The sequence below is a fragment of the Streptomyces sp. NPDC091282 genome, assembly GCF_044757385.1.
Taxonomy (GTDB): domain Bacteria; phylum Actinomycetota; class Actinomycetes; order Streptomycetales; family Streptomycetaceae; genus Streptomyces; species Streptomyces gramineus.
This window is the reverse complement of record NZ_JBIVUX010000007.1, coordinates 15,496-34,585: the sequence shown is the minus strand read 5'-3', so window position 1 is coordinate 34,585 and position 19,090 is coordinate 15,496. Positions and strand designations below refer to the sequence as shown.

Here is a 19,090-nt window from a genome sequence, read left to right as displayed (position 1 = left end):
TGTCAGGCGACGCGGTACTGCTCGTCGCGGTCGTCGCTGATGAACATCTGGCCCGGCGCGTGGGTGATGGCGAACGGCGGCCGGGAGGCCATGACCGCCGCCTGCGGGGTCACCCCGCACGCCCAGAACACCGGGATGTCGTCGGGTCCGGCGTCCACCGGGTCGCCGAAGTCGGGGCGGGCGAGGTCGTGGATGCCGAGCGCCGAGGGATCGCCGCAGTGCACGGGGCCGCCGTGCACCGCCGGGAGCCTACTGCTCTCGCGGATCGCGGCCGACAGGTGCTGCGGGGGGACCGGGCGCATCGACACCACCATCGGCCCGCTCAGCCGCCCCGCGGGACGGCACGGGCGGCTGGTCACGTACATCGGTACGTTACGGCCCTGTTCGACGTGGCGGATCGGCACTCCCGCCCCGGCCAGCGCCCACTCGAACGTGAAGCTGCAGCCGATCAGGAACGACACCAGGTCGTCCCGCCAGTGGGCCGTCGCGTCCGTCGGCTCCTCCACCAGCTCGCCGTCCCGCCAGATCCGGTAGCGCGGCAGATCGGTGCGCAGGTCCGCGCCGTCCGCGAGCACGGTGGTCGTGGCGCCGGCGTCGGTGACGTCGAGCACCGGGCAGGGCTTCGGGTTGCGCTGGCAGAACAGCAGCATCTCGTACGCCCAGTCGGCGGGCACCGCGATCAGGTTGGCCTGGGTGTGACCGGCCGCGACCCCGGCCGTGGCGCCCGTGAGGCCTGCCCGGAAGCGGGCCCGTGCCGTCTTTGGGCGCCACGCGTGCGCGTGCTCGTCGGTGAGGGTGACGGGGCGGTCCTCCGTACGGTTCACGACGTCTCCGTCCCGTGCGTCCCCGGCAGGTCCCGCCCGCGGGTCTCCGGCAGTCCGAACAGGGCCAGGGCGGCGAGGCCGTAGCCGGCCGCGCCGAAGACCAGCGCACCGCCCACGCCCCAGCTGTCGGCCAGGAAGCCCACCAGGGTCGGGAAGACGGCGCCCACCGCGCGGCCCGCGTTGTAGGTGAAGCCCTGTCCGGTGCCGCGCACCGCGGTCGGGTACAGCTCGCTGAGGTAGGAGCCGAACCCGCTGAAGATCGCCGACATGCAGAAGCCGAGCGGGAAACCGAGCACCAGGAGCGTGCCGTTGGCGCCGTCCGGGATGTTCGCGTAGACCAGCACGCAGACCGCCGACAGCAGCGCGAACAGCCAGATGGTGCGGCGCCGGCCCAGCCGGTCGGTGAGGTGACCGCCGGTCAGGTAGCCGAGGAAGGCGCCCGAGATCAGGAAGGCCAGGTAGCCGCCGGTGCCGACGACCGAGAGACCGCGCTCGGTCTTCAGATAGGCGGGGACCCAGGTCGCCAGCGTGTAGTAGCCGCCCTGGACACCCGTGGACAGCAGGCCCGCGAAGACCGTGGTGCGCAGCAGGCCCGGCGACTCGGCCGTGCCCGGACGGAAGATCGCGGCGAACGAGCCGCGCCGGGGGCTCTGTTCACGTGCCGCGACCGCTTGCGGGGCGTCGTGGACGCGGCGGCGCAGCCACACCACGAGCAGCGCGGGCAGCGCGCCGGTCCAGAACATCACCCGCCAGGCGAGGTCGTCGCCGGCGAACGAGAAGACCAGCGTGTAGACGATCACGGCGAGCGCCCAGCCGACGGCCCACGAACTCTGGACCGCGCCGAGCGTGCGGCCGCGGTGCCGGGCGCTCGCGTACTCGGCCACCAGGATGGCGCCGACCGCCCATTCGCCGCCGAAGCCGAGGCCCTGGAGGGCCCGGAACACCAGCAGCGTGCCGTAGTCGGGAGCGAAGCCGCAGGCCACCGTGAAGACGGCGTAGGTGATGACCGTGATCATCAGGGCCCGGACCCGGCCGACCCGGTCCGCGACGACGCCCGCCGCGGCGCCGCCGACCGCGGAGACGACGAGGGTGACGGTGGTGAACAGGCCGGTCTGGCCGCTGTCCAGACCGAAGTACGCCGCGATCGCGACCATGCTGAGCGGCAGGGTGAAGTAGTCGTACGAGTCCAGGGCGTATCCGCCGAACGCGCCGGCGAACGCGTGCCGGCCGCGCGGACCGAGGGCGCGCAGCCAGCCGAACGCGCCGTCCTCGGCGGTGCGTTTGCCCTGGCCGGAGCGGGTGTCGGACAGGGCCTGCGATGGAGGGGTCGTGCTCATGTGCACCTCGCTGAAGAGGGGGGACGAAGGGTGCGGGACTGAGCGGTGCGGTGCCGTGCCGGGGTGAGCGTGCTGAGCACCGTAGAGGATCGTTCAACGATCCTTCAATACCCACGTTGTTTCGTTCCGGTGTCTGCGGTTGAATTCCGGGCATGGCAGAGCAGCTGACGGGACTGGCCGACGACCGCGCGCTCCTCGGGCGCACCAGCACCGCCGAACGGGTCTCCGACATCCTCAGGGGCCGTATCGCCGACGGGTTCTTCCCACCGGGAACCCGCCTCTCGGAAGACGGCATCGGCGGCGCGCTGGGTGTCTCGCGCAACACCCTGCGCGAGGCGTTCCGGCTGCTCACCCACGAACGCCTGCTGGTCCACGAACTCAACCGGGGCGTCTTCGTCCGGGTCCTGACGGTCGAGGACGTCGAGGACATCTACCGCACCCGGTCCCTGGTCGAGTGCGCCGTCGTACGCGGCCTCGGCGAGCCCCCGTACGCGCTGGACCGACTCGCCGGAGCGGTCACGGAGGGCCGGCGCGCGGCGGCCGGAGATGACTGGAAAGCGGTGGGTACGGCCAATATCCACTTCCACCGGGAACTGGTCGCGCTGGCCGGCAGCGAACGCACCGGCGAACTCATGCGCAGCGTCTTCGCCGAACTCCGCCTCGCGTTCCACGTCGTCGACGACCCGCACGCCCTGCACGAGCCGTACCTGTCCCGCAACCAGGAGATCCTGGGCGCCCTGGAGAAGGGCGACAGGCGCCGGGCGGAACGGCTCCTGGAGACCTACCTCACCGACTCCCTGGAACGGGTGGTCGAGGTCTACCGCCGCAGGGTCGGCGAGGACCCCACACCGTAGGGGCGGCGCTCCCGGCGCAGCCGTCCCGTTTGGGTCGTTGTCAGACCAAGGACCTAGTCTGTGCACCGTGACTTCGCCTGCGACGACGGACAGCGTTCCGCCCCAGCTCAGCGCGGGGCCGCGCCCGGCGCCGGGCCCGGCCGCCGACGAGGGGCTGGCGCGGCGGCTGCGCGCGCTCGCCTGCACCGCGCCGCTGCACGACCTGGACACCCGCAAGGCGAACCTCGCGGGCGAGTACTCGGTGTACGGCATGGCGGAGGTGGCCCTCTCCGCCATCGACCTGGTCACGCTCAACATGGACTTCGACACCGGCGCCGACCACGAACAGATCGTCGCCCGGCTGATCCCCCGCATCTCCGCCCAGACCCCGCACCGTCCCGTGGCCGAGCACGAGCGCGTGGCCCGCTGGGTCCTGGAGAACCTGATCAACGTCGGCAGCGTCGACCGCGGCTTCCGCGCGGTGTACGGCACCTTCGCCCCCGACGGGTCCTACGTCCGCCGGGACTACGACTTCAAGCTGATCGAGGAGGTCCCGGGCCCCGGCGGCACGGTGTACCTGCGGACCACCGACGAAGCGGTCAACGTCCTGGTCGGCGCCCTCGACACGGACGTCACCAGCGCCCAGATCGCCGCCGAGGTCAAGCTGGAGGTGCTGATCAACCGCGGCCGCCTCGCCGACGCCCAGCTCGCCGCCGAGCAGGCCCGCTACCGGACCGTGCAGTACTCGGAGACACTGCGCCGCGCCCTGGACGCCACCCGCCGCAACGTCCGCGCGGTGGACTGGCTCAACGCCGTCCCCGACATGATCGCCGAGGCCCTGGACCACGTCGCGGACCGCTACCGCCACGAGAACGCGATCCTCACCAACATCCGCAAGGCCCGCGACGAGACCGAGGACCCGGAGAACAAGCGGCGCGCCGCCGAACTGGTCGACATCGTCAAGGACTGCATCCGACGCCACACCCAGCTCCAGTCCCGGCTGCTGGAGGCCGGCCCGCTGTTCCGCGCGGAACAGGACCGGCAGGCGTTCGCGACACCGATGACGACATCCGGGACGGACCTGTACGGGCACCTGCTCGCGCCGCTGCTCCCGTTGCCGCTGGAGCAGGCGAGCCGGGTCACCGGAGCCTTCTTCGACCGCGGCACCGGACTGCGGACACCGGTGTCGGTCCGGGTGGGCGACCTCGTCGACATACTGCTGACGCCTCCGGTGGAACGGGAGCACCTGGGCGCGGAGATGCCCGAGCCGGACCTCATCGCCACACCGGACGACAGCCGGTTCAGCGAGGAGCAGCTGGCCGACGCCATGCGGCTGCTGGACCTCCCGGCCGACGCCCCGCGCCGGCTGTCCGGACTGCTCGCGGAGGCGCGGCGGGCGGGCGGCGAGGATCTTGCCTACCTGGTCGCGCTGCTGGCCGTGCACGCCGCGAGCCCCGCCGTGGGCACGGCCTACCGGCAGGGCGAGCAGAAACTGCTGTTCGCCGTGGACGACGGCACCGAGCTGGACGACCCCGGCTTCGGCGGCGCCGACCTGATCGTCGGGACCGCCCTGCTGGACGCGGCGGGGATGGCCGCGGACCGGACCGAGGCCGCGTGATGCCCCGCACCGGGTGCCGGCCGCACGCGGCCGGCCGCGCCCGCGCGGCGGCGGCCGCGAAACCACCGCGGCCCCGCGCCGCCCACGGGCCGCTCGCGCCGGCCCCCGTCCTCAAGCTCAAGGAGTTGCCCTCGTGAACGAGTACGTCGAGGCCGACGCGCCCCCCGCGCCGGCCAACGCTGCCGTCACGCCCGCCGACGCCGCCGACGCGGCCCGGCTCGTCGCCTTCGGACTCCAGCCCAAGCTGCAGCCCGCGCGGGACCAGGAGTACACGGAGCTGCTGCGCCGCTACCGCGAGGACCCGCCCTTCGCGCGGCTCGCGGACGCCGTGGCCGCCGGACTCGGCCTGGTCGTGCTGGAGGTGTCGCCCCGCGCCGGCATGGCCGTGACCGCCGCCGAGGACTCGGTGTTCGCCGTCCGCATGGGCGACTACGCGCGGCGCACCTCCGCCGACGGCGGCGACCGGTTCCTGCACGGCCTCGCCCACCTCGCCGTCGCCGCGCTGGCCTTCCCGCGCCCCGAGGACCTGGCCGACGACGGCTACATCGGGCGCATCACCGTCAACGGCGTCGACACCTTCGTCCGGCAGGCCTGCCGCCGCCTGGAGGAGCGCGCCGACGCACTCGGCGAGAACACCGACCCGGCCAGCGACGCCCCCGGCCTGGAGGCCGCCTGGCGGATCTGGGCCAGACGCAGCGCGACCGGCGCCACCAAGGACGCCCGCCGGCTGGCCGGATCCACCACCGGCATCATCGGCAAGGCCGTCGTCTTCCTCACCGACTCGGGCTTCCTCCAGCGCACCGGCGACGACCAGGGCGGCACCTACCGCACGACGGCCCGCTACCAGCTCCAGGTACGGGACATGGCCGGCAGCGCCGCCATGGCCGAACTGCTGGAACTGGGCGTCGTCCCGGTCACCGACGGCACGGCCAGCCTGCTGCCCGCCGACGACAGCGACGACCTGGCCGCCGACGCCGGGCTGCCGTTCCACTCCTGACCGTCCCGAACCACCGCACCCTTCCCCAGACTTACGAGAGTCCGCCATGTACGAGCTGTCCCGGGTCCGCCTCTACTCCATCGGGCCGGCCGGTGCGCGCTACGCCGACACCGTGCTGGACCTGCGGGGCGTCGGCCGGCCGGTGCCCGACCCGGCCCCCACCCAGGCGGAGTTCTTCGAGGAGGAGCCGACCGGCCCGCCGCGCAGACCCGCGCCCGCCGGCGTGCTCTTCCTGGAGAACGGCGGCGGCAAGTCGGTCCTGCTCAAACTGATCTTCTCGGTGATGCTGCCGGGCCACCGCAACACCCTCGGCGGCGCCAGCTCCGGCGTGCTGCGCAAGTTTCTGCTCGCCGACGACTGCGGGCACGTCGCCCTGGAATGGCAGCACACGCTCACCGGCGAATCCGTGGTCGTCGGCAAGGTGAGCGAGTGGCGCGGACGGCAGGTCTCCAACGACCCGCGGAAGTTCGCCGAGGCCTGGTACTCGTTCCGGCCCGGCCCCGGGCTCGCCCTGGACAACCTGCCGGTCGCCGAGTCCACCGCCGTACGGCCGCCCGTGGAAGGCGCCTCCGGCGCGCAGGGACGGCGGCGCACCATGAAGGGCTTCCGCGACGCCCTCACCGAGGCGGGCAAGGCGTACCCGCATCTGGAGGTGCACTGGGAGGAGATCCACGACCGCTGGATCGAGCACCTCGGCGACCTCGGCCTGGACCCCGAACTCTTCCGCTACCAGAGGGAGATGAACGCGGACGAGGGCGAGGCCGCCGGCCTCTTCGCGGTCAAGAAGGACTCCGACTTCACCGACCTGCTGCTGCGCGCGGTGACCGACACCCGGGACACCGACGGGCTCGCCGACCTGGTCGGCGGCTTCGGCAACAAACTCGGCCGCCGGGCCGAGCTGATCGCCGAACGCGACTTCACCGCCGGATCGGTGGACCTGCTCGGCCGGATCGTGGACGCCGCGGAAGCCCGTTCGCGCGCACGGGACATCCACACGGGTGCCGAGCGCCGTACCCGCACGCTCGCGCGCCGGCTGTCCGCGCGCGGCGCGCGGGAACGGGTGCGCGCCGCCGACCTCGCCCAGCGCGTCACGGCCGCCGCCTACGCCGTCACGCACTCCGAGGGCGCCCGCGAGCGCAGCGCCCGGATCGCCGCCGAACTCGCCTACCGGCACGCCTCGCTGGCCCTGGCCGCCGGCGAGAAGTCCGCCGCCGCGCAGAAACGCGAGCTGGCCGAGGCCCGCACCCTGCACGCGGCCTGGCAGGCCGCCGAGGCCGTGCTCCGCCACCGCGCCGCCGCCGACCGCGTCGCCCGGGTCTCCGCGGCCATCCAGGAGGCCGAACGCGACGCCGCACCCGCGCTCGCCGCCCGTGCCAAGGCCGCCGTCGATCTCGTACGGGCCCTGCACGCCGCCGCCCAGAGCGCGGAGCACCTCGCCAACGAGGAGGAGGAGCGGTCCGCCGCCCTCCAGGAGGTCAGCGACTCGGCCCACCGGGACTCCACCTCGGCCGCGACCGAGGCACAGCGCGCCCGCAGCGAGGCCGGGCACCTGCGCCAGCGCCTCGGCGAGGTCGAGCAGGAGACCGCCGAGGCGGTCCGCGCCGGCTGGCTCGACGACAGCGCCCCGGACGCCGACCCGGCCCGCGCCGCCCTCGCGGCCAGCGACGCCGAGAAGACCGCCGTGGCCGCCTGGGACACCGCACGCGAGGCCTCCCGGAAGGCCGCCGAGCACGCGCGCGAGGCGGCCTCCGCCGAGTCCCGCGCCGAACTCACCGCCGCCCGCGCCTCCGACGCCGCGACCGCCGCCGAGCGGACCCACGACGCCGAGAGGCGTCTGGCCCAGGCCCTGGCCGCGGAGGAACGGCTCACCGAACTGCTGGGCCTCACCGGTTCCCGTACGACCATTCCGCGCCCCCGCGGCGAGGAAAACGACGAGTCGTTCGGCGCCGAGGAACTCGACCGGTTCGCCGACGAGCTGCGCGAACTGCTCGACGACGCCGTCGGCTCCGCCGAACGGCACCTGTTCGAACTGCGCACCGCGGCCGCCGACGACTCCCGGATCCTCGGCGCCCTCGGCGACGGCGGCCTGCTCCCGCCCGGTCCCGACGTGCTGGCCACCGTCGAGTACCTCGGCGAGCACGGCATCCCGGCGCTGCCCGGCTGGCGCTATCTCGCCCAGGCGGTCGACCCGGCCGACCACGCGCGCGTGCTCGCCGCCCGCCCCGAACTCGTCGACGGCGTCATCATCACGGACCCGGACACTCACGCGCGCGCCCGCGAGACGCTCGGCGAGGCCGCCCTGCTCCCGCGCTCCGCCGTCGCCGTCGGCACGGCCGCCGCCCTGCTCGCGCCGACCCCGGCCGCCGACGCCGCACCGGGCGACGTGTTCCTCGTCCCGCCGAACCCGGCCATGCACGACGAGCACGCCGCCGACGAGGAACGGCAGGCACTGCGTGCCCGGGCCACCGAACGGGACGACGAGATCCGCGGCCTCGCCGCCCGGCTCGGCAAGGACCGTGAGCTGGCCGCACGGCTCGCCTCCTGGCGCACCGGCTGCCCGGCCGGACGGCTCGTGGAGCTGGCCCGCGCCGCCGGTGAGGCCCGCGCCTTCGCCGAGGAGTCCGAGGCCGAGCTGGCCGAGGCACGGACCCTGCGCGCCGAGACCGAGGAGGCGGCCGCCGAGACCGCCCAGGTGCGCGACGAACGGCAGGAGGCGGCGCAGAGGACCCGCCGTGCCGCCGACGCCCTCGCCGGCCTCGCGTTCCGGCTGCGGGAGCGGGCCGGCTGGCAGGTCAGACTGCGCGAACTCGCCGACGAGGCCACCGAGTCGGAGGCCCGCGCCCAGTCCTGCCTGGAGCGCGCCCGGGCCGCCGACGAGGACCGGCGCGGCGCCCAGCGCGCCGCCGACGACGCCCGCCGCACCGCCCGCGCCCTGCGCGCCGAGCGCGCCGAGATCGCCGGCGCCCCCGACGACGTGCCCGAGGCCGACGAGGACACCGCCAGGTCCTCGCTGCCCGCCCTGCGGGAGGCCTACCGGGCCGCCTCGCAGGTGTACGAGAAGGTCGGCGTCGGCGCCGACCTCCGTGCCGAACAGGCCCGTTCGGAGAGCGACGAGAGCGCCGCGCTCGCCGAACTGGAACGGCTGACCAACAAGGTCCGCACCCGCGCGGAGCAGCTGCTCGGCTCGCCCGACGGCTCCGACGGGCCGTCCCGGCAGGCCGCCGCGGCCCGCGCTGAGGAGCTGGTGCAGCTCCTGGAGACCCGGATGTCCACCGCCAGCGAGCAGCTCGGCCGGCTGCGCGGCGAGGCCGAACGGCACGCCCCCGAGGACGGCGAGGCGCACACCGAACTGCCCGAGGAACTCCAGCCCCGCGACGCCGAGCACGCCCAGGCCCTGCTGCGCACCGCGACCGCCGAACTCGCCACCCGCACCGAGTCCCTGGCCCGGGCCAGGGAGGCGCACGCCGAACTGCTCGACGGCCACCGCGCGGCCGAGGACGCGGCCGGCGGCTTCGACGAGATCGCCGCCATGCTCCGCGACCTGCTGCGCGAACACGTCGCCGAGGAGGAGCAGGAGGAGACCGAGCCCTACCCCGGCGCCCTGGAGGAGGCCCGGCAGTCCGCCGCCGAGGCCCGCCGGTCGCTGCGCGGCTGCGCCGGTGACCTCTCCGCCGCCGAGTCCGCCGTGCGCGAGGCCGGCGACGTCCTCGTACGGCACGCCAACTCCACACGCTACGAGGCGGTCCGGACGCCCGCGCGGCAGCAGATCCGGGAACTGCCCGCCGCCGCGCTGCCCGAGCACGCGCAGAAGTGGGCGGACGCCTTCGCACCCCGGCTGCGGGTGCTGACCGACGAGTTGGCCCAGCTGGAGCGCAACCGCGATTCGATCGTGGACCGGCTGCGCGGGCTCGTCGAGTCGGCCCTCGCCACCCTGCGGTCCGCCCAGCGGCTGTCCCGGCTGCCCGAAGGGCTCGGCGAGTGGTCCGGGCAGGAGTTCCTGCGGATCCGCTTCGAGGAGCCCGACCAGGCCACCCTCGCCGAACGGCTCGGCGAGGTCATCGACGAGGCGACCAGGGCCGCCGTCAAGAAGAACTCCGACCTGCGACGGGACGGCATGTCCCTGCTGCTGAGGGGAGTCGGGGCGGCCCTGCAGCCGAAGGGCGTCGCCGTCGAGATCCTCAAGCCGGACGCCGTGCTGCGCGCCGAGCGGGTGCCGGTGGGACAGATGGGGGACGTGTTCTCCGGCGGTCAGCTGCTCACCGCGGCCATCGCCCTGTACTGCACGATGGCCGCGCTCAGGTCCAACGACCGCGGCCGCGACAAGCACCGGCACGCGGGCACGCTGTTCCTCGACAACCCCATCGGCCGGGCCAACGCGACCTATCTGCTGGAGCTCCAGCGGGCCGTGTCCGACGCGCTGGGCGTGCAGCTCCTCTACACGACCGGGCTCTTCGACACCACCGCGCTGGCCGAGTTCCCGCTGGTCATCCGGTTGCGGAACGACGCCGACCTCAGGGCCGGGCTGAAGTACATCAGCGTCGAGGAGCACCTGCGCCCCGGGTTGCCGCAGCAGCCGCAGGGCGGAGAGGCCGGGCACAGCGAGATCACGGCGACCCGCATGTTCAGGAAGCCGTCGGCCTGAGGCCCCGGTCTCCCGGGGCGCCCACCGGCCTCAGGAGTGGGACAGCTGCCCGGCGCCGCCGCGCCGCCGGGCAGCGCGCCGCTCCCGGCGGAGCGAGCGCGCCGTGCTGCTCGGCTCCGAGACCACGCCGTAACGCTGGTTCCACACCTGACGGGTCACCAGCACGTCCACCACGCCCCAGGTGGCCAGCACCGTGCTCGCCACACTGCTGATCACCATCGGGAACGCCAGCCAGGACTCCGCCATCGTGCAGAAGAACGCCACCATGGCCTGGATCAGCGTGACGGCGACTATGATCAGCGCCCGCACCGCCGACCTGCGCACCGGATCGGGCATCCGGTACCGCTTGGCGGGCTCCTCGACCCACAACGGCCGGTACTGCGCCTGTTCCTGTGCCTGCGTCGCCGTGCCGTCCTCGGACGCCGAGCGTCGCTGAGCCGTCCCCATCAAGGTGTCACTCCCCACCGCCGACAGACCCCGTCGCACCGGAGTCCCACGACCCCGGCTCCCCTGTGGCTGCCCGGCTTGCGCTGTTTTACGCTGCCCGGACGCGAGATACGGCTCCTGTGGCCGATTTCGCATCCATCACCCACCAACAAGGACGAACGAACTCGCCCGAAGATTCCCCACCTGTGAAAATTTCCGGCCAATTGATCCTTCGGGCCCTTCCCGCCCTGACGCACGCGAAGTCGGCGCCATCGCGGTGGCAATCTCCCGCAATGCCCGGACATCTCTCCCCGCGCCCTCCCCATGTCCCGGCCCGGCGGCGGAGGTTCACCGTCCCGACGCGTCTTCGAGTTATCCACGCCGCGGTAGTAGGCTCGCGCCGTTTGTTGACGTACACGTGTACCCCCGGCCGGCGGGGGTCGAGCTGGGGGAGGCCATGCGCTTTCGCGGGAAGTCGATCCGCCGGAAGATCGTGGCGCTGCTTCTCGTGCCGCTGGTGTCTCTGACCGCCGTCTGGGGTTTCGCGGCCGTGCTCACGGGCCGCGAGGTCACCCGGATGTTCCACGTGTCGCACACCGTGGAGGACCTCGGCTATCCCGCCGAGGACACCGCCCGGGTCCTCCAGCAGGAACGCCGGCAGACCCTCGTCTATCTCGCCGACCCGCGCGGCGCCGACGCCGGCGCCGCCCTGAACCGCACCCGCGCCGCCACCGACACCGCCGTCGCCGAACTGCGCGCGAACGCCGGGAAGCAGAGCTCCCGCGACGGCATGAGCGCCGACGACACCGAACGGCTCACCGCCGTCCTCGACGCGTTCGAGGGCATCGGCGCCCTGCGCCACAGCGTCGAACAGGGCACCGTCAGCCGCGCCCAGGCCCTCGACCTCTACAACCGCGTGGTCGACCCCTGCTACACGCTGCTCGCCTCCCTCGGCGGGCTCGACGACGTCGAGATGGACAAGCAGGCCCGCGCGCTCGTCAACGTCACCCGCGCCCGCGAACTCCTCTCCCGCGAGGACGCCCTGCTGGGCTCCGCCCTCGTGGTCGGCAGGATCTCCCGCGCCGAGACCCGCGAGATATCCGATCTCGTCGCCCAGCGCACCCTCCTGTACGACATCAGCCTGCCGCTGCTGCCCGCGTCGGAACGCGACCGCTTCGACCGCTTCTGGAAGAACGCCACGACCGCCCCGCTGCGCACCGCGGAGAAGTCCGTCACCGACGCCGGGTCCGGGGTGCCGAACGACGTCACCGCCCAGAGCTGGGACACCTCCGCCGGCATCGTCCTCGACGAACTGCGCACCCTCGACGACCAGGTCGGCGACCGCTACCAGGACCGCATCCGGCCCGTCGCGGTCGGCGTGATCGTGCAGGCGGCCGTCGTCGGCGTGCTCGGCCTGGTCGCCGTGCTCTTCTCGCTGGTCGTGTCGGTCCGGGTCGGCCGGAGTCTCATCCGCGACCTGCGGCTGCTGCGGCAGGAGGCGCACGAGGCCTCCGGGATCCGGCTGCCCAGCGTGATGCGCCGGCTGTCCGCGGGCGAAGAGGTCGACGTGGAGACCGAGGTCCCGCGCCTCGAATACGACAGGAACGAGATCGGCGAGGTCGGCCAGGCCCTCAACACCCTGCAGCGCGCCGCCGTGGAGGCCGCCGTCAAGCAGGCCGAACTGCGCTCCGGCGTCTCCGAGGTCTTCGTCAACCTCGCCCGCCGCAGCCAGGTACTGCTGCACAAGCAGCTCACCCTGCTGGACACCATGGAGCGCAGGACCGAGGACACCGACGAACTCGCCGACCTGTTCCGCCTCGACCACCTCACCACCCGCATGCGCCGGCACGCCGAGGGCCTGGTGATCCTCTCCGGCGCAGCCCCCTCCAGGCAGTGGCGGCGCCCCGTCCAGCTGATGGACGTGGTGCGTGCCGCCGTGGCCGAGGTCGAGGACTACGAGCGCATCGAGGTCCGCCGGCTGCCCCGGGTCGCCGTCACCGGTCCCGCCGTCGCCGACCTCACCCACCTGGTGGCCGAACTCCTGGAGAACTCCACGGTGTTCTCGCCGCCGCACACCGCCGTCCAGGTGCTCGGCGAACGGGTCGCCAACGGCTTCACCCTGGAGATCCACGACCGGGGACTCGGCATGGCGGCCGAGGCGCTCCTCGACGCCAACCTGCGGCTCGCCGAGACCCCCGAGTTCGAGCTGTCCGACACCGACCGGCTCGGCCTGTTCGTGGTCAGCCGCCTCGCACAGCGCCAGAACGTCCGCGTCTCGCTCCAGCCGTCGCCCTACGGAGGCACCACCGCCGTCGTCTTCATCCCCGACCTGCTGCTGACCGAGGACGTCCCCGACACCAACGGAGTCGGCTTCCGCCTCGACCGCACCCGGGCCGCCGCGGAGACCGGGGCCGAGGAGAGCCGCGCCGGCACCCTCGCCCAGGTGCCCGCGCAGCGCCCGGGGCTGCCGACCGCGCTGCTGGGCGGGCCGGTCGAGCTGGAGGCCCCCGTCGACCTGGACGCCCTCGGCGGCTTCCCCGGCGCCCTCGGCGAGGAGGACAGCGAGCGCGGCGGCCTGTTCCGCCCCCGCCGCTCCCTCGCGCACCCCGAGGACGACACCGGGCCGGTCGTGAGCGAGCTGCGTCAGCCCGCGCCGGACGCCGCCGACGGCTTCCGCGACGAGCGCCCCGGACCTCCGGTGCCGCTGCCCCGGCGGAGCGCCCCCAAGCTGGTCAGCTCGCACGGCAAGCCCGTCACCGAGCCGCGCTCCCGCCGCGCCGGACCGGACGAGCGTGATCCGGCGGACCCGGGCCGTCCCGAACCCGGCGGACCGGCCCCGCTGCCCTCCCGCCGCCGCACCGATCCGTCCGGGCAGGGCGCCGGCGACCCCGGTGGCCGCGACGGGCGACGCACGGCGGCCGACCCGGACAGCGGCACCGCAGCCGCCGGACCGCCGGCCCTGCCCCGCCGCACCCGCCGCCCCGCGATCGCCTCCGGCAGCGGCACCGACGACTCCGTCCCGCCCCTCGGCAGCACACCCGCCGAGGCCGCACCCGGCAGCCGGCCGCTGCCCCGGCGGGTACGGCAGGCCAACCTGGCCCCACAGCTGCGGCAGGACCCGGCCCGACCCGCCGGGCACGAGCAGGAACCCGCCGAGCGCGACGCCGACGAGGTCCGCAGCCGTATGGCCTCGCTCCAGCGAGGCTGGCAGCGCGGCCGGGCGGAGAACACCGCGGACGACGCGTCCGGCAACGACACGGCACAAGGAACGACTAAGGGGGACGGTCGATGACCGATCCGAAGGCGACCGGCCACACGGCGACGAACAAGGGCGAGCTGAACTGGCTCCTGGACGACCTGGTCGACCGGGTCGCGAGCATCCGCAAGGCCGTCGTGCTCTCCGGCGACGGCCTGGCCACCGGTGTCTCCAAGGACCTCACCAGAGAGGACGGCGAGCACCTGGCGGCCGTGGCCTCCGGCTTCCACAGCCTCGCCAAGGGCGTCGGCCGCCACTTCGAGGCGGGCAGCGTCCGGCAGACCGTCGTCGAGCTCGACGACGCCTTCCTCTTCGTCACGGCGGCCGGTGACGGCAGCTGCCTGGCCGTCCTCTCCGACGCCGACTCCGACGTCGGCCAGGTCGCGTACGAGATGACGCTCCTGGTCAAGCGGGTCGGCGTACATCTGGTGTCCGCTCCGCGCACCGATCTGCCCGCAGGCGGGTAGTGGGATGACATGAGCGGAGACGGTCAGGGAAGAAGTCACTGGTTCGACGACGAGGCCGGTCCGGTCGTCCGTCCGTACGCCATGACGCGGGGCCGCACCACCAGCGCGGCCCAGCACCGCCTCGATCTGATCGCGGTGGTCGTCACGGAGCCGCACGCGGACGACCCCGAGGACGACCGGATGCTGTCCCCTGAGCACGTCGACATCGTCGAGCTCTGCCGTGACACCCCGCAGTCCGTCGCCGAGCTGGCTTCCGGACTCGACCTGCCCGTCGGAGTCGTCCGGGTCCTCGTCGGCGACCTCGTCGACGGTGAACTCGTGCACGTCAACCGCCCGGTCCCACCGGCCGAGCTGGTCGACGAGAGTATTCTGCGCGACGTGATCAACGGCCTCCGGGCGCTGTGACCGGCGCGGATACGGAGTAGTGACGTGACAGGCTGGCAGTTCTGGGTCGACCGGGGCGGAACGTTCACCGACGTCGTCGCGCGGCGCCCGGACGGCCGGCTGCTCACCCGCAAACTGCTCTCCGAGGACCCCGAGCGGTACGCGGACGCCGCCGTGGCCGGCGTCCGCGCACTGCTCGCCGACTCCGGCGACCAGGTCGACGCCGTCCGGATGGGCACCACCGTCGCCACCAACGCACTGCTGGAACGCACGGGCGAACGCACCCTGCTCGTCATCACCCGCGGGTTCCGCGACGCCCTGCGCATCGCCTACCAGAACCGCCCCCGCATCTTCGCCCGCCGCATCGACCTTCCCGAGCTGCTCTACGAGCGGGTCGTCGAGGCCGACGAGCGGATCGCCGCCGACGGCACCGTCCTGCGCGCCCCCGACCTGGACGCCCTGGCGGGTCCGCTGCAGGAGGCCTACGACGACGGGATCCGCGCCGTCGCCGTCGTCTGCATGCACAGCCATCTCCACCCCGCGCACGAGCAGGCGATCGGCGAGCTGGCCGCCCGCACCGGCTTCCCGCAGATCTCGCTGTCCAGCGAGGTCAGCCCGCTGATGAAGCTCGTGCCGCGCGGCGACACCGCCGTCGTCGACGCCTACCTCTCGCCCGTCCTGCGCCGCTACGTCCGCCGCGTCGCCGACGACCTGGACGGCGTCCGGCTGATGTTCATGCAGTCCAACGGCGGGCTCGCCGAGGCCGGACAGTTCCGCGGCAAGGACGCCGTCCTGTCCGGGCCGGCCGGAGGGATCGTCGGCATGGCCCGGATGTCGCAGCTCGCGGGCTTCGACCGGGTCATCGGCTTCGACATGGGCGGCACCTCCACCGACGTCTCCCACTACGCCGGCGGCTACGAACGCGTCTTCACCACCCAGCTCGCGGGCGTCCGGCTGCGCGCCCCCATGCTGGACATCCACACCGTCGCCGCGGGCGGCGGTTCGGTGCTGCACTTCGACGGCTCCCGCTACCGCGTCGGCCCCGACTCCGCGGGTGCCGACCCCGGCCCCGCCTGCTACCGCAACGGCGGCCCGCTCACGGTCACCGACGCCAACGTCATGCTCGGCCGGATCCAGCCCGCCCACTTCCCCCGCGTGTTCGGCCCCGACGGCGACCAGCCGCTCGACGACGGCCTGGTCGGCGACCGCTTCACCGCCCTGGCACGGGAGATCAGCGAACGGACCGGCGACGACCGGACCCCGGAACAGGTCGCCGAGGGCTACCTGAGCATCGCCGTGGCCAACATCGCCAACGCCGTGAAACGGATCTCCGTCCAGAAGGGCCACGACGTCACCCGGTACGCCCTCACCACCTTCGGCGGGGCGGGCGGCCAGCACGCCTGCATGGTCGCCGACGCGCTCGGCATCCGCAGCGTCCTGGTGCCGCCCATGGCGGGACTCCTGTCCGCGCTCGGCATCGGGCTGGCCGACACCACCGCCATGCGCGAACAGTCCGTCGAGGCGACCCTGGAGCCCGCCGCCATGCCCGGCGTCCGCGGGACCGCCGACGACCTGGAGGCCGCGGCCCGCGCCGAACTCCTCGCCGAGGACGTCCCCGAGGACCGCATCGAGGTCACCCGCCGCGCCCAGCTCCGCTACGACGGCACCGACACCACCCTCACCGTCGAGCTCACCGAGCCCGACGCGATGAGACACGCCTTCGAAGAACGTCATCGCGCCACGTACTCCTTCACGCTCGACCGCCCGGTCGTCGTCGAAGCCCTCTCCGTGGAAGCCACCGGCATCACCCCACCCCCCGATCTCTCCGCCCTCGCCCCGTACGAAGGCCGCCCCGCCGCACCGGAGAGCGTCCGCCTGCACACCGGCGGCGCCTGGCGCGACGTCCCCCTGCACCGCCGCGAGTGCCTTCCTCCCGGCGAGCCCGTCACCGGTCCGGCGATCATCGCCGAGGCCGGGGCCACGACTGTCGTCGACGACGGCTGGCGGGCCGTGGCGACCGACGACGGGCATCTGGTCATGGAACGGGCGACGGTCACGGAGAGTTCCGATCTCGACACGGAAGCCGACCCGGTCCTGCTGGAGGTCTTCAACAACCTCTTCATGTCGATCGCCGAGCAGATGGGCGCCCGGCTGGAGTCCACCGCCCAGTCCGTCAACATCAAGGAACGCCTGGACTTCTCCTGCGCCCTGTTCGACCCGGACGGGAACCTGGTGGCCAACGCCCCGCACATCCCCGTCCACCTGGGCTCCATGGGCACCAGCGTGAAAGAGGTCGTCCGCCGCCGCGGCACCTCGATGCGCCCCGGCGACACCTACGCCGTCAACGACCCCTACCACGGCGGCACCCACCTCCCCGACGTCACCGTGATCACCCCGGTCTTCGGCACGCAGGGTGACCGGATCCTCTTCCACGTCGCCTCCCGCGGCCACCACGCCGAGATCGGCGGCATCGCCCCCGGCTCGATGCCCGCCGACAGCCGCACCATCGAGGAGGAGGGCGTCCTCTTCGACAACTGGCTGCTCGCCGAGGACGGCCGGTTCCGCGAGACCGAGACCCGGCGGCTGCTCGCCGATGCCCGTCACCCCTCCCGCAACATCCGTACCAACCTCGCCGACCTGCGCGCGCAGATCGCCGCCAACCGCAAGGGCGTCGACGAGGTCGGCCGCATGATCGAGGAGTACGGCCTCGACGTCGTCCAGGCCTACATGCGGCACGTCCAGGACAACGCCGAGGAGGCGGTCCGCCGGGTCGTGGACGCCCTGGACGACGGTGCCTGCGCCTACGAGACCGACTCGGGGGCCGTCATCCGGGTACGCGTGCGCGTGGACCGCGAGAACCGGCGCGCGACCGTGGACTTCACGGGCACCTCCGCGCAGTTGGACACCAACTTCAACGCCCCGTCCGCCGTCGTCCACGCGGCCGTCCTGTACGTCTTCCGCACCCTGGTCGCCGACGACATCCCGCTCAACGACGGCTGCCTGCGCCCCCTGGACATCGTCGTACCGCCCGGGTCGATGCTCGCCCCCGAGCCGCCGGCCGCCGTCGTCGCGGGCAACGTGGAGACCTCCCAGGCCCTCACCGGCGCCCTCTACGCGGCGCTCGGCGTGCAGGCCGAAGGCTCCGGCACGATGAACAACGTCACCTTCGGCAACGACCACCACCAGTACTACGAGACCGTCGCCTCCGGATCCGGAGCGGGCGACGGCTTCGCCGGCGCGAGCGTCGTACAGACCCACATGACCAACTCCCGGCTCACCGACCCGGAAGTCCTGGAGTGGCGGCTGCCCGTGCGTCTCGACGAGTTCGCCGTACGGCACGGCAGCGGCGGCACCGGCCGCTGGCACGGCGGCGACGGCGCGGTCCGCCGGATCCGCTTCCTCGAACCCATGACCGTCTCCACCCTGTCCCAGCACCGCCGGGTCCCGCCGTACGGCATGGCAGGCGGCGCACCCGGCACGCTCGGCGCGAACCGCGTGGAGCGCGCCGACGGGACGGTCACCGAACTCGGCGGCAGCGACAGCACGGACGTCGGCGCCGACGACGTACTGGTCGTCGAGACCCCGGGCGGCGGCGGATACGGACGGCCGTCGTCCGACCCCGTCGAGAACGATCCCCACCAGCAACGACCCTTACCAAGCAGGAGAAGAGATCGATGATCTTCGGGCGATCTGAGCGCGGCAAGCCCCCGGTCGAGCCCGTCACGCTCAAGATCCTCGTGGCCGGCGGATTCGGCGTGGGCAAGACCACGCTGGTCGGCGCGGTGAGCGAGATCAGACCGCTGCGCACCGAGGAGGTGCTCACCGAGGCCGGGCGGCCGGTCGACGACACCGACGGTGTCGAGGGCAAGCACACCACCACCGTGGCCATGGACTTCGGCCGCATCACCCTGCGCGAGGACCTCGTGCTGTACCTGTTCGGCACGCCCGGACAGGAGCGGTTCTGGTTCATGTGGGACGAGCTGTCCGAGGGCGCCCTGGGTGCCGTCGTGCTCGCCGACACGCGCCGCCTTGAGGACTGTTTCGCCGCCGTCGACTACTTCGAGCGGCGCTCCATACCGTTCGTGGTCGGCGTCAACTGCTTCGAGGACGCGGACCGTTACCCGGCCGAGGACGTCGGCAAGGCCCTCGACCTCGACCCGGACGTACCGGTCCTGCTGTGCGACGCCCGGGACCGCGAGTCGGTCAAGGAGGTGCTGATCGGCATGGTCCAGCATGCGATGGCGTACGCGGCCGACCGGCGCCGGGCCGTCACCACCTGACGCTCCGGCACGGCCCGTACCCCCGC

General features: G+C 73.5%; 11 protein-coding genes and 1 pseudogene. 9 read left to right on the top strand and 3 right to left on the bottom strand.

The genetic code is table 11. The annotated features are described in order from the left end of the window. Positions 1 to 2 precede the first annotated feature (2 nt). Positions 3 to 824, bottom strand: a complete 822-nt coding sequence (locus ACIQOE_RS29655; protein ID WP_401414770.1) for a putative hydro-lyase — start codon at positions 822 to 824, stop codon at positions 3 to 5. After that, a complete protein-coding gene (locus ACIQOE_RS29650; protein WP_401414768.1) occupies positions 821 to 2,161 on the bottom strand; it encodes an MFS transporter in 1,341 nt (446 codons plus the stop codon). Before ACIQOE_RS29650 ends, ACIQOE_RS29655 begins: the two co-directional genes overlap by 4 nt. Before the next feature lie 152 nt (positions 2,162 to 2,313). On the opposite strand from ACIQOE_RS29650, the gene ACIQOE_RS29645 reads away from it, so the two are divergent. From ACIQOE_RS29645 to ACIQOE_RS29630, 4 genes are all read left to right on the top strand, one after another. Next, positions 2,314 to 3,015, top strand: coding sequence for a GntR family transcriptional regulator (locus ACIQOE_RS29645; protein ID WP_365558334.1), 702 nt, complete (start codon positions 2,314 to 2,316; stop codon positions 3,013 to 3,015). 67 nt (positions 3,016 to 3,082) lie between these two features. Continuing rightward, the gene (locus tag ACIQOE_RS29640) at positions 3,083 to 4,612 is read left to right on the top strand and encodes a hypothetical protein (RefSeq protein ID WP_351319953.1); all 1,530 of its coding nucleotides are present in this window, start codon (positions 3,083 to 3,085) and stop codon (positions 4,610 to 4,612) included. 133 nt (positions 4,613 to 4,745) lie between these two features. Continuing rightward, the gene (locus ACIQOE_RS29635) at positions 4,746 to 5,609 is read left to right on the top strand and encodes a hypothetical protein (RefSeq protein ID WP_351319951.1); all 864 of its coding nucleotides are present in this window, start codon (positions 4,746 to 4,748) and stop codon (positions 5,607 to 5,609) included. A 46-nt stretch (positions 5,610 to 5,655) separates the two neighbouring features. After that, positions 5,656 to 10,251 carry a hypothetical protein gene (locus ACIQOE_RS29630; protein WP_401414765.1) on the top strand — a complete coding sequence of 1,532 codons (4,596 nt, stop codon included), beginning with the start codon at positions 5,656 to 5,658 and terminating at the stop codon, positions 10,249 to 10,251. 30 nt (positions 10,252 to 10,281) lie between these two features. Here ACIQOE_RS29630 and ACIQOE_RS29625 read toward each other — a convergent pair whose 3' ends face one another. Then, entirely contained in the window at positions 10,282 to 10,698 is a 417-nt protein-coding gene (locus tag ACIQOE_RS29625; protein ID WP_351319947.1) for a hypothetical protein, read from the bottom strand. A gap of 436 nt (positions 10,699 to 11,134) precedes the next feature. Here ACIQOE_RS29625 and ACIQOE_RS29620 point away from each other — a divergent pair, with 436 nt between their 5' ends. The 5 genes and pseudogenes from ACIQOE_RS29620 to ACIQOE_RS29600 all read left to right on the top strand — a co-directional run bounded on the left by ACIQOE_RS29620 (position 11,135) and on the right by ACIQOE_RS29600 (position 19,064). Then, complete coding sequence (locus ACIQOE_RS29620; RefSeq protein ID WP_401414763.1) at positions 11,135 to 13,969, top strand: nitrate- and nitrite sensing domain-containing protein; 2,835 nt, start codon at positions 11,135 to 11,137, stop codon at positions 13,967 to 13,969. Further along, positions 13,966 to 14,400 carry a roadblock/LC7 domain-containing protein gene (locus tag ACIQOE_RS29615; RefSeq protein ID WP_351319943.1) on the top strand — a complete coding sequence of 145 codons (435 nt, stop codon included), beginning with the start codon at positions 13,966 to 13,968 and terminating at the stop codon, positions 14,398 to 14,400. The genes ACIQOE_RS29620 and ACIQOE_RS29615 overlap by 4 nt, the downstream gene beginning before the upstream one ends. 9 nt (positions 14,401 to 14,409) lie before the next feature. Then, positions 14,410 to 14,805: a DUF742 domain-containing protein gene (locus ACIQOE_RS29610; RefSeq protein WP_351319941.1), complete on the top strand. Its 396-nt coding sequence runs from the start codon at positions 14,410 to 14,412 to the stop codon at positions 14,803 to 14,805. Positions 14,806 to 14,829: 24 nt separating this feature from the next. Beyond that, positions 14,830 to 18,478 (top strand): annotated as a pseudogene (locus ACIQOE_RS29605) (hydantoinase B/oxoprolinase family protein). Then, complete coding sequence (locus ACIQOE_RS29600; RefSeq protein WP_401414760.1) at positions 18,459 to 19,064, top strand: GTP-binding protein; 606 nt, start codon at positions 18,459 to 18,461, stop codon at positions 19,062 to 19,064. Before ACIQOE_RS29605 ends, ACIQOE_RS29600 begins: the two are co-directional and overlap by 20 nt. Positions 19,065 to 19,090: the final 26 nt, after the last annotated feature.

Excerpts from the sequence above, each read along its gene's own strand:
- ACIQOE_RS29620 (WP_401414763.1), top strand. The coding sequence starts at position 11,135 with ATGCGCTTTCGCGGGAAGTCGATCCGCCGGAAGATCGTGGCGCTGCTT.
- ACIQOE_RS29600 (WP_401414760.1), top strand. The coding sequence starts at position 18,459 with ATGATCTTCGGGCGATCTGAGCGCGGCAAGCCCCCGGTCGAGCCCGTC.
- ACIQOE_RS29645 (WP_365558334.1), top strand. The coding sequence starts at position 2,314 with ATGGCAGAGCAGCTGACGGGACTGGCCGACGACCGCGCGCTCCTCGGG.
- ACIQOE_RS29610 (WP_351319941.1), top strand. The coding sequence starts at position 14,410 with ATGAGCGGAGACGGTCAGGGAAGAAGTCACTGGTTCGACGACGAGGCC.
- ACIQOE_RS29650 (WP_401414768.1), bottom strand. The coding sequence starts at position 2,161 with ATGAGCACGACCCCTCCATCGCAGGCCCTGTCCGACACCCGCTCCGGC.
- ACIQOE_RS29625 (WP_351319947.1), bottom strand. The coding sequence starts at position 10,698 with ATGGGGACGGCTCAGCGACGCTCGGCGTCCGAGGACGGCACGGCGACG.
- ACIQOE_RS29630 (WP_401414765.1), top strand. The coding sequence starts at position 5,656 with ATGTACGAGCTGTCCCGGGTCCGCCTCTACTCCATCGGGCCGGCCGGT.
- ACIQOE_RS29615 (WP_351319943.1), top strand. The coding sequence starts at position 13,966 with ATGACCGATCCGAAGGCGACCGGCCACACGGCGACGAACAAGGGCGAG.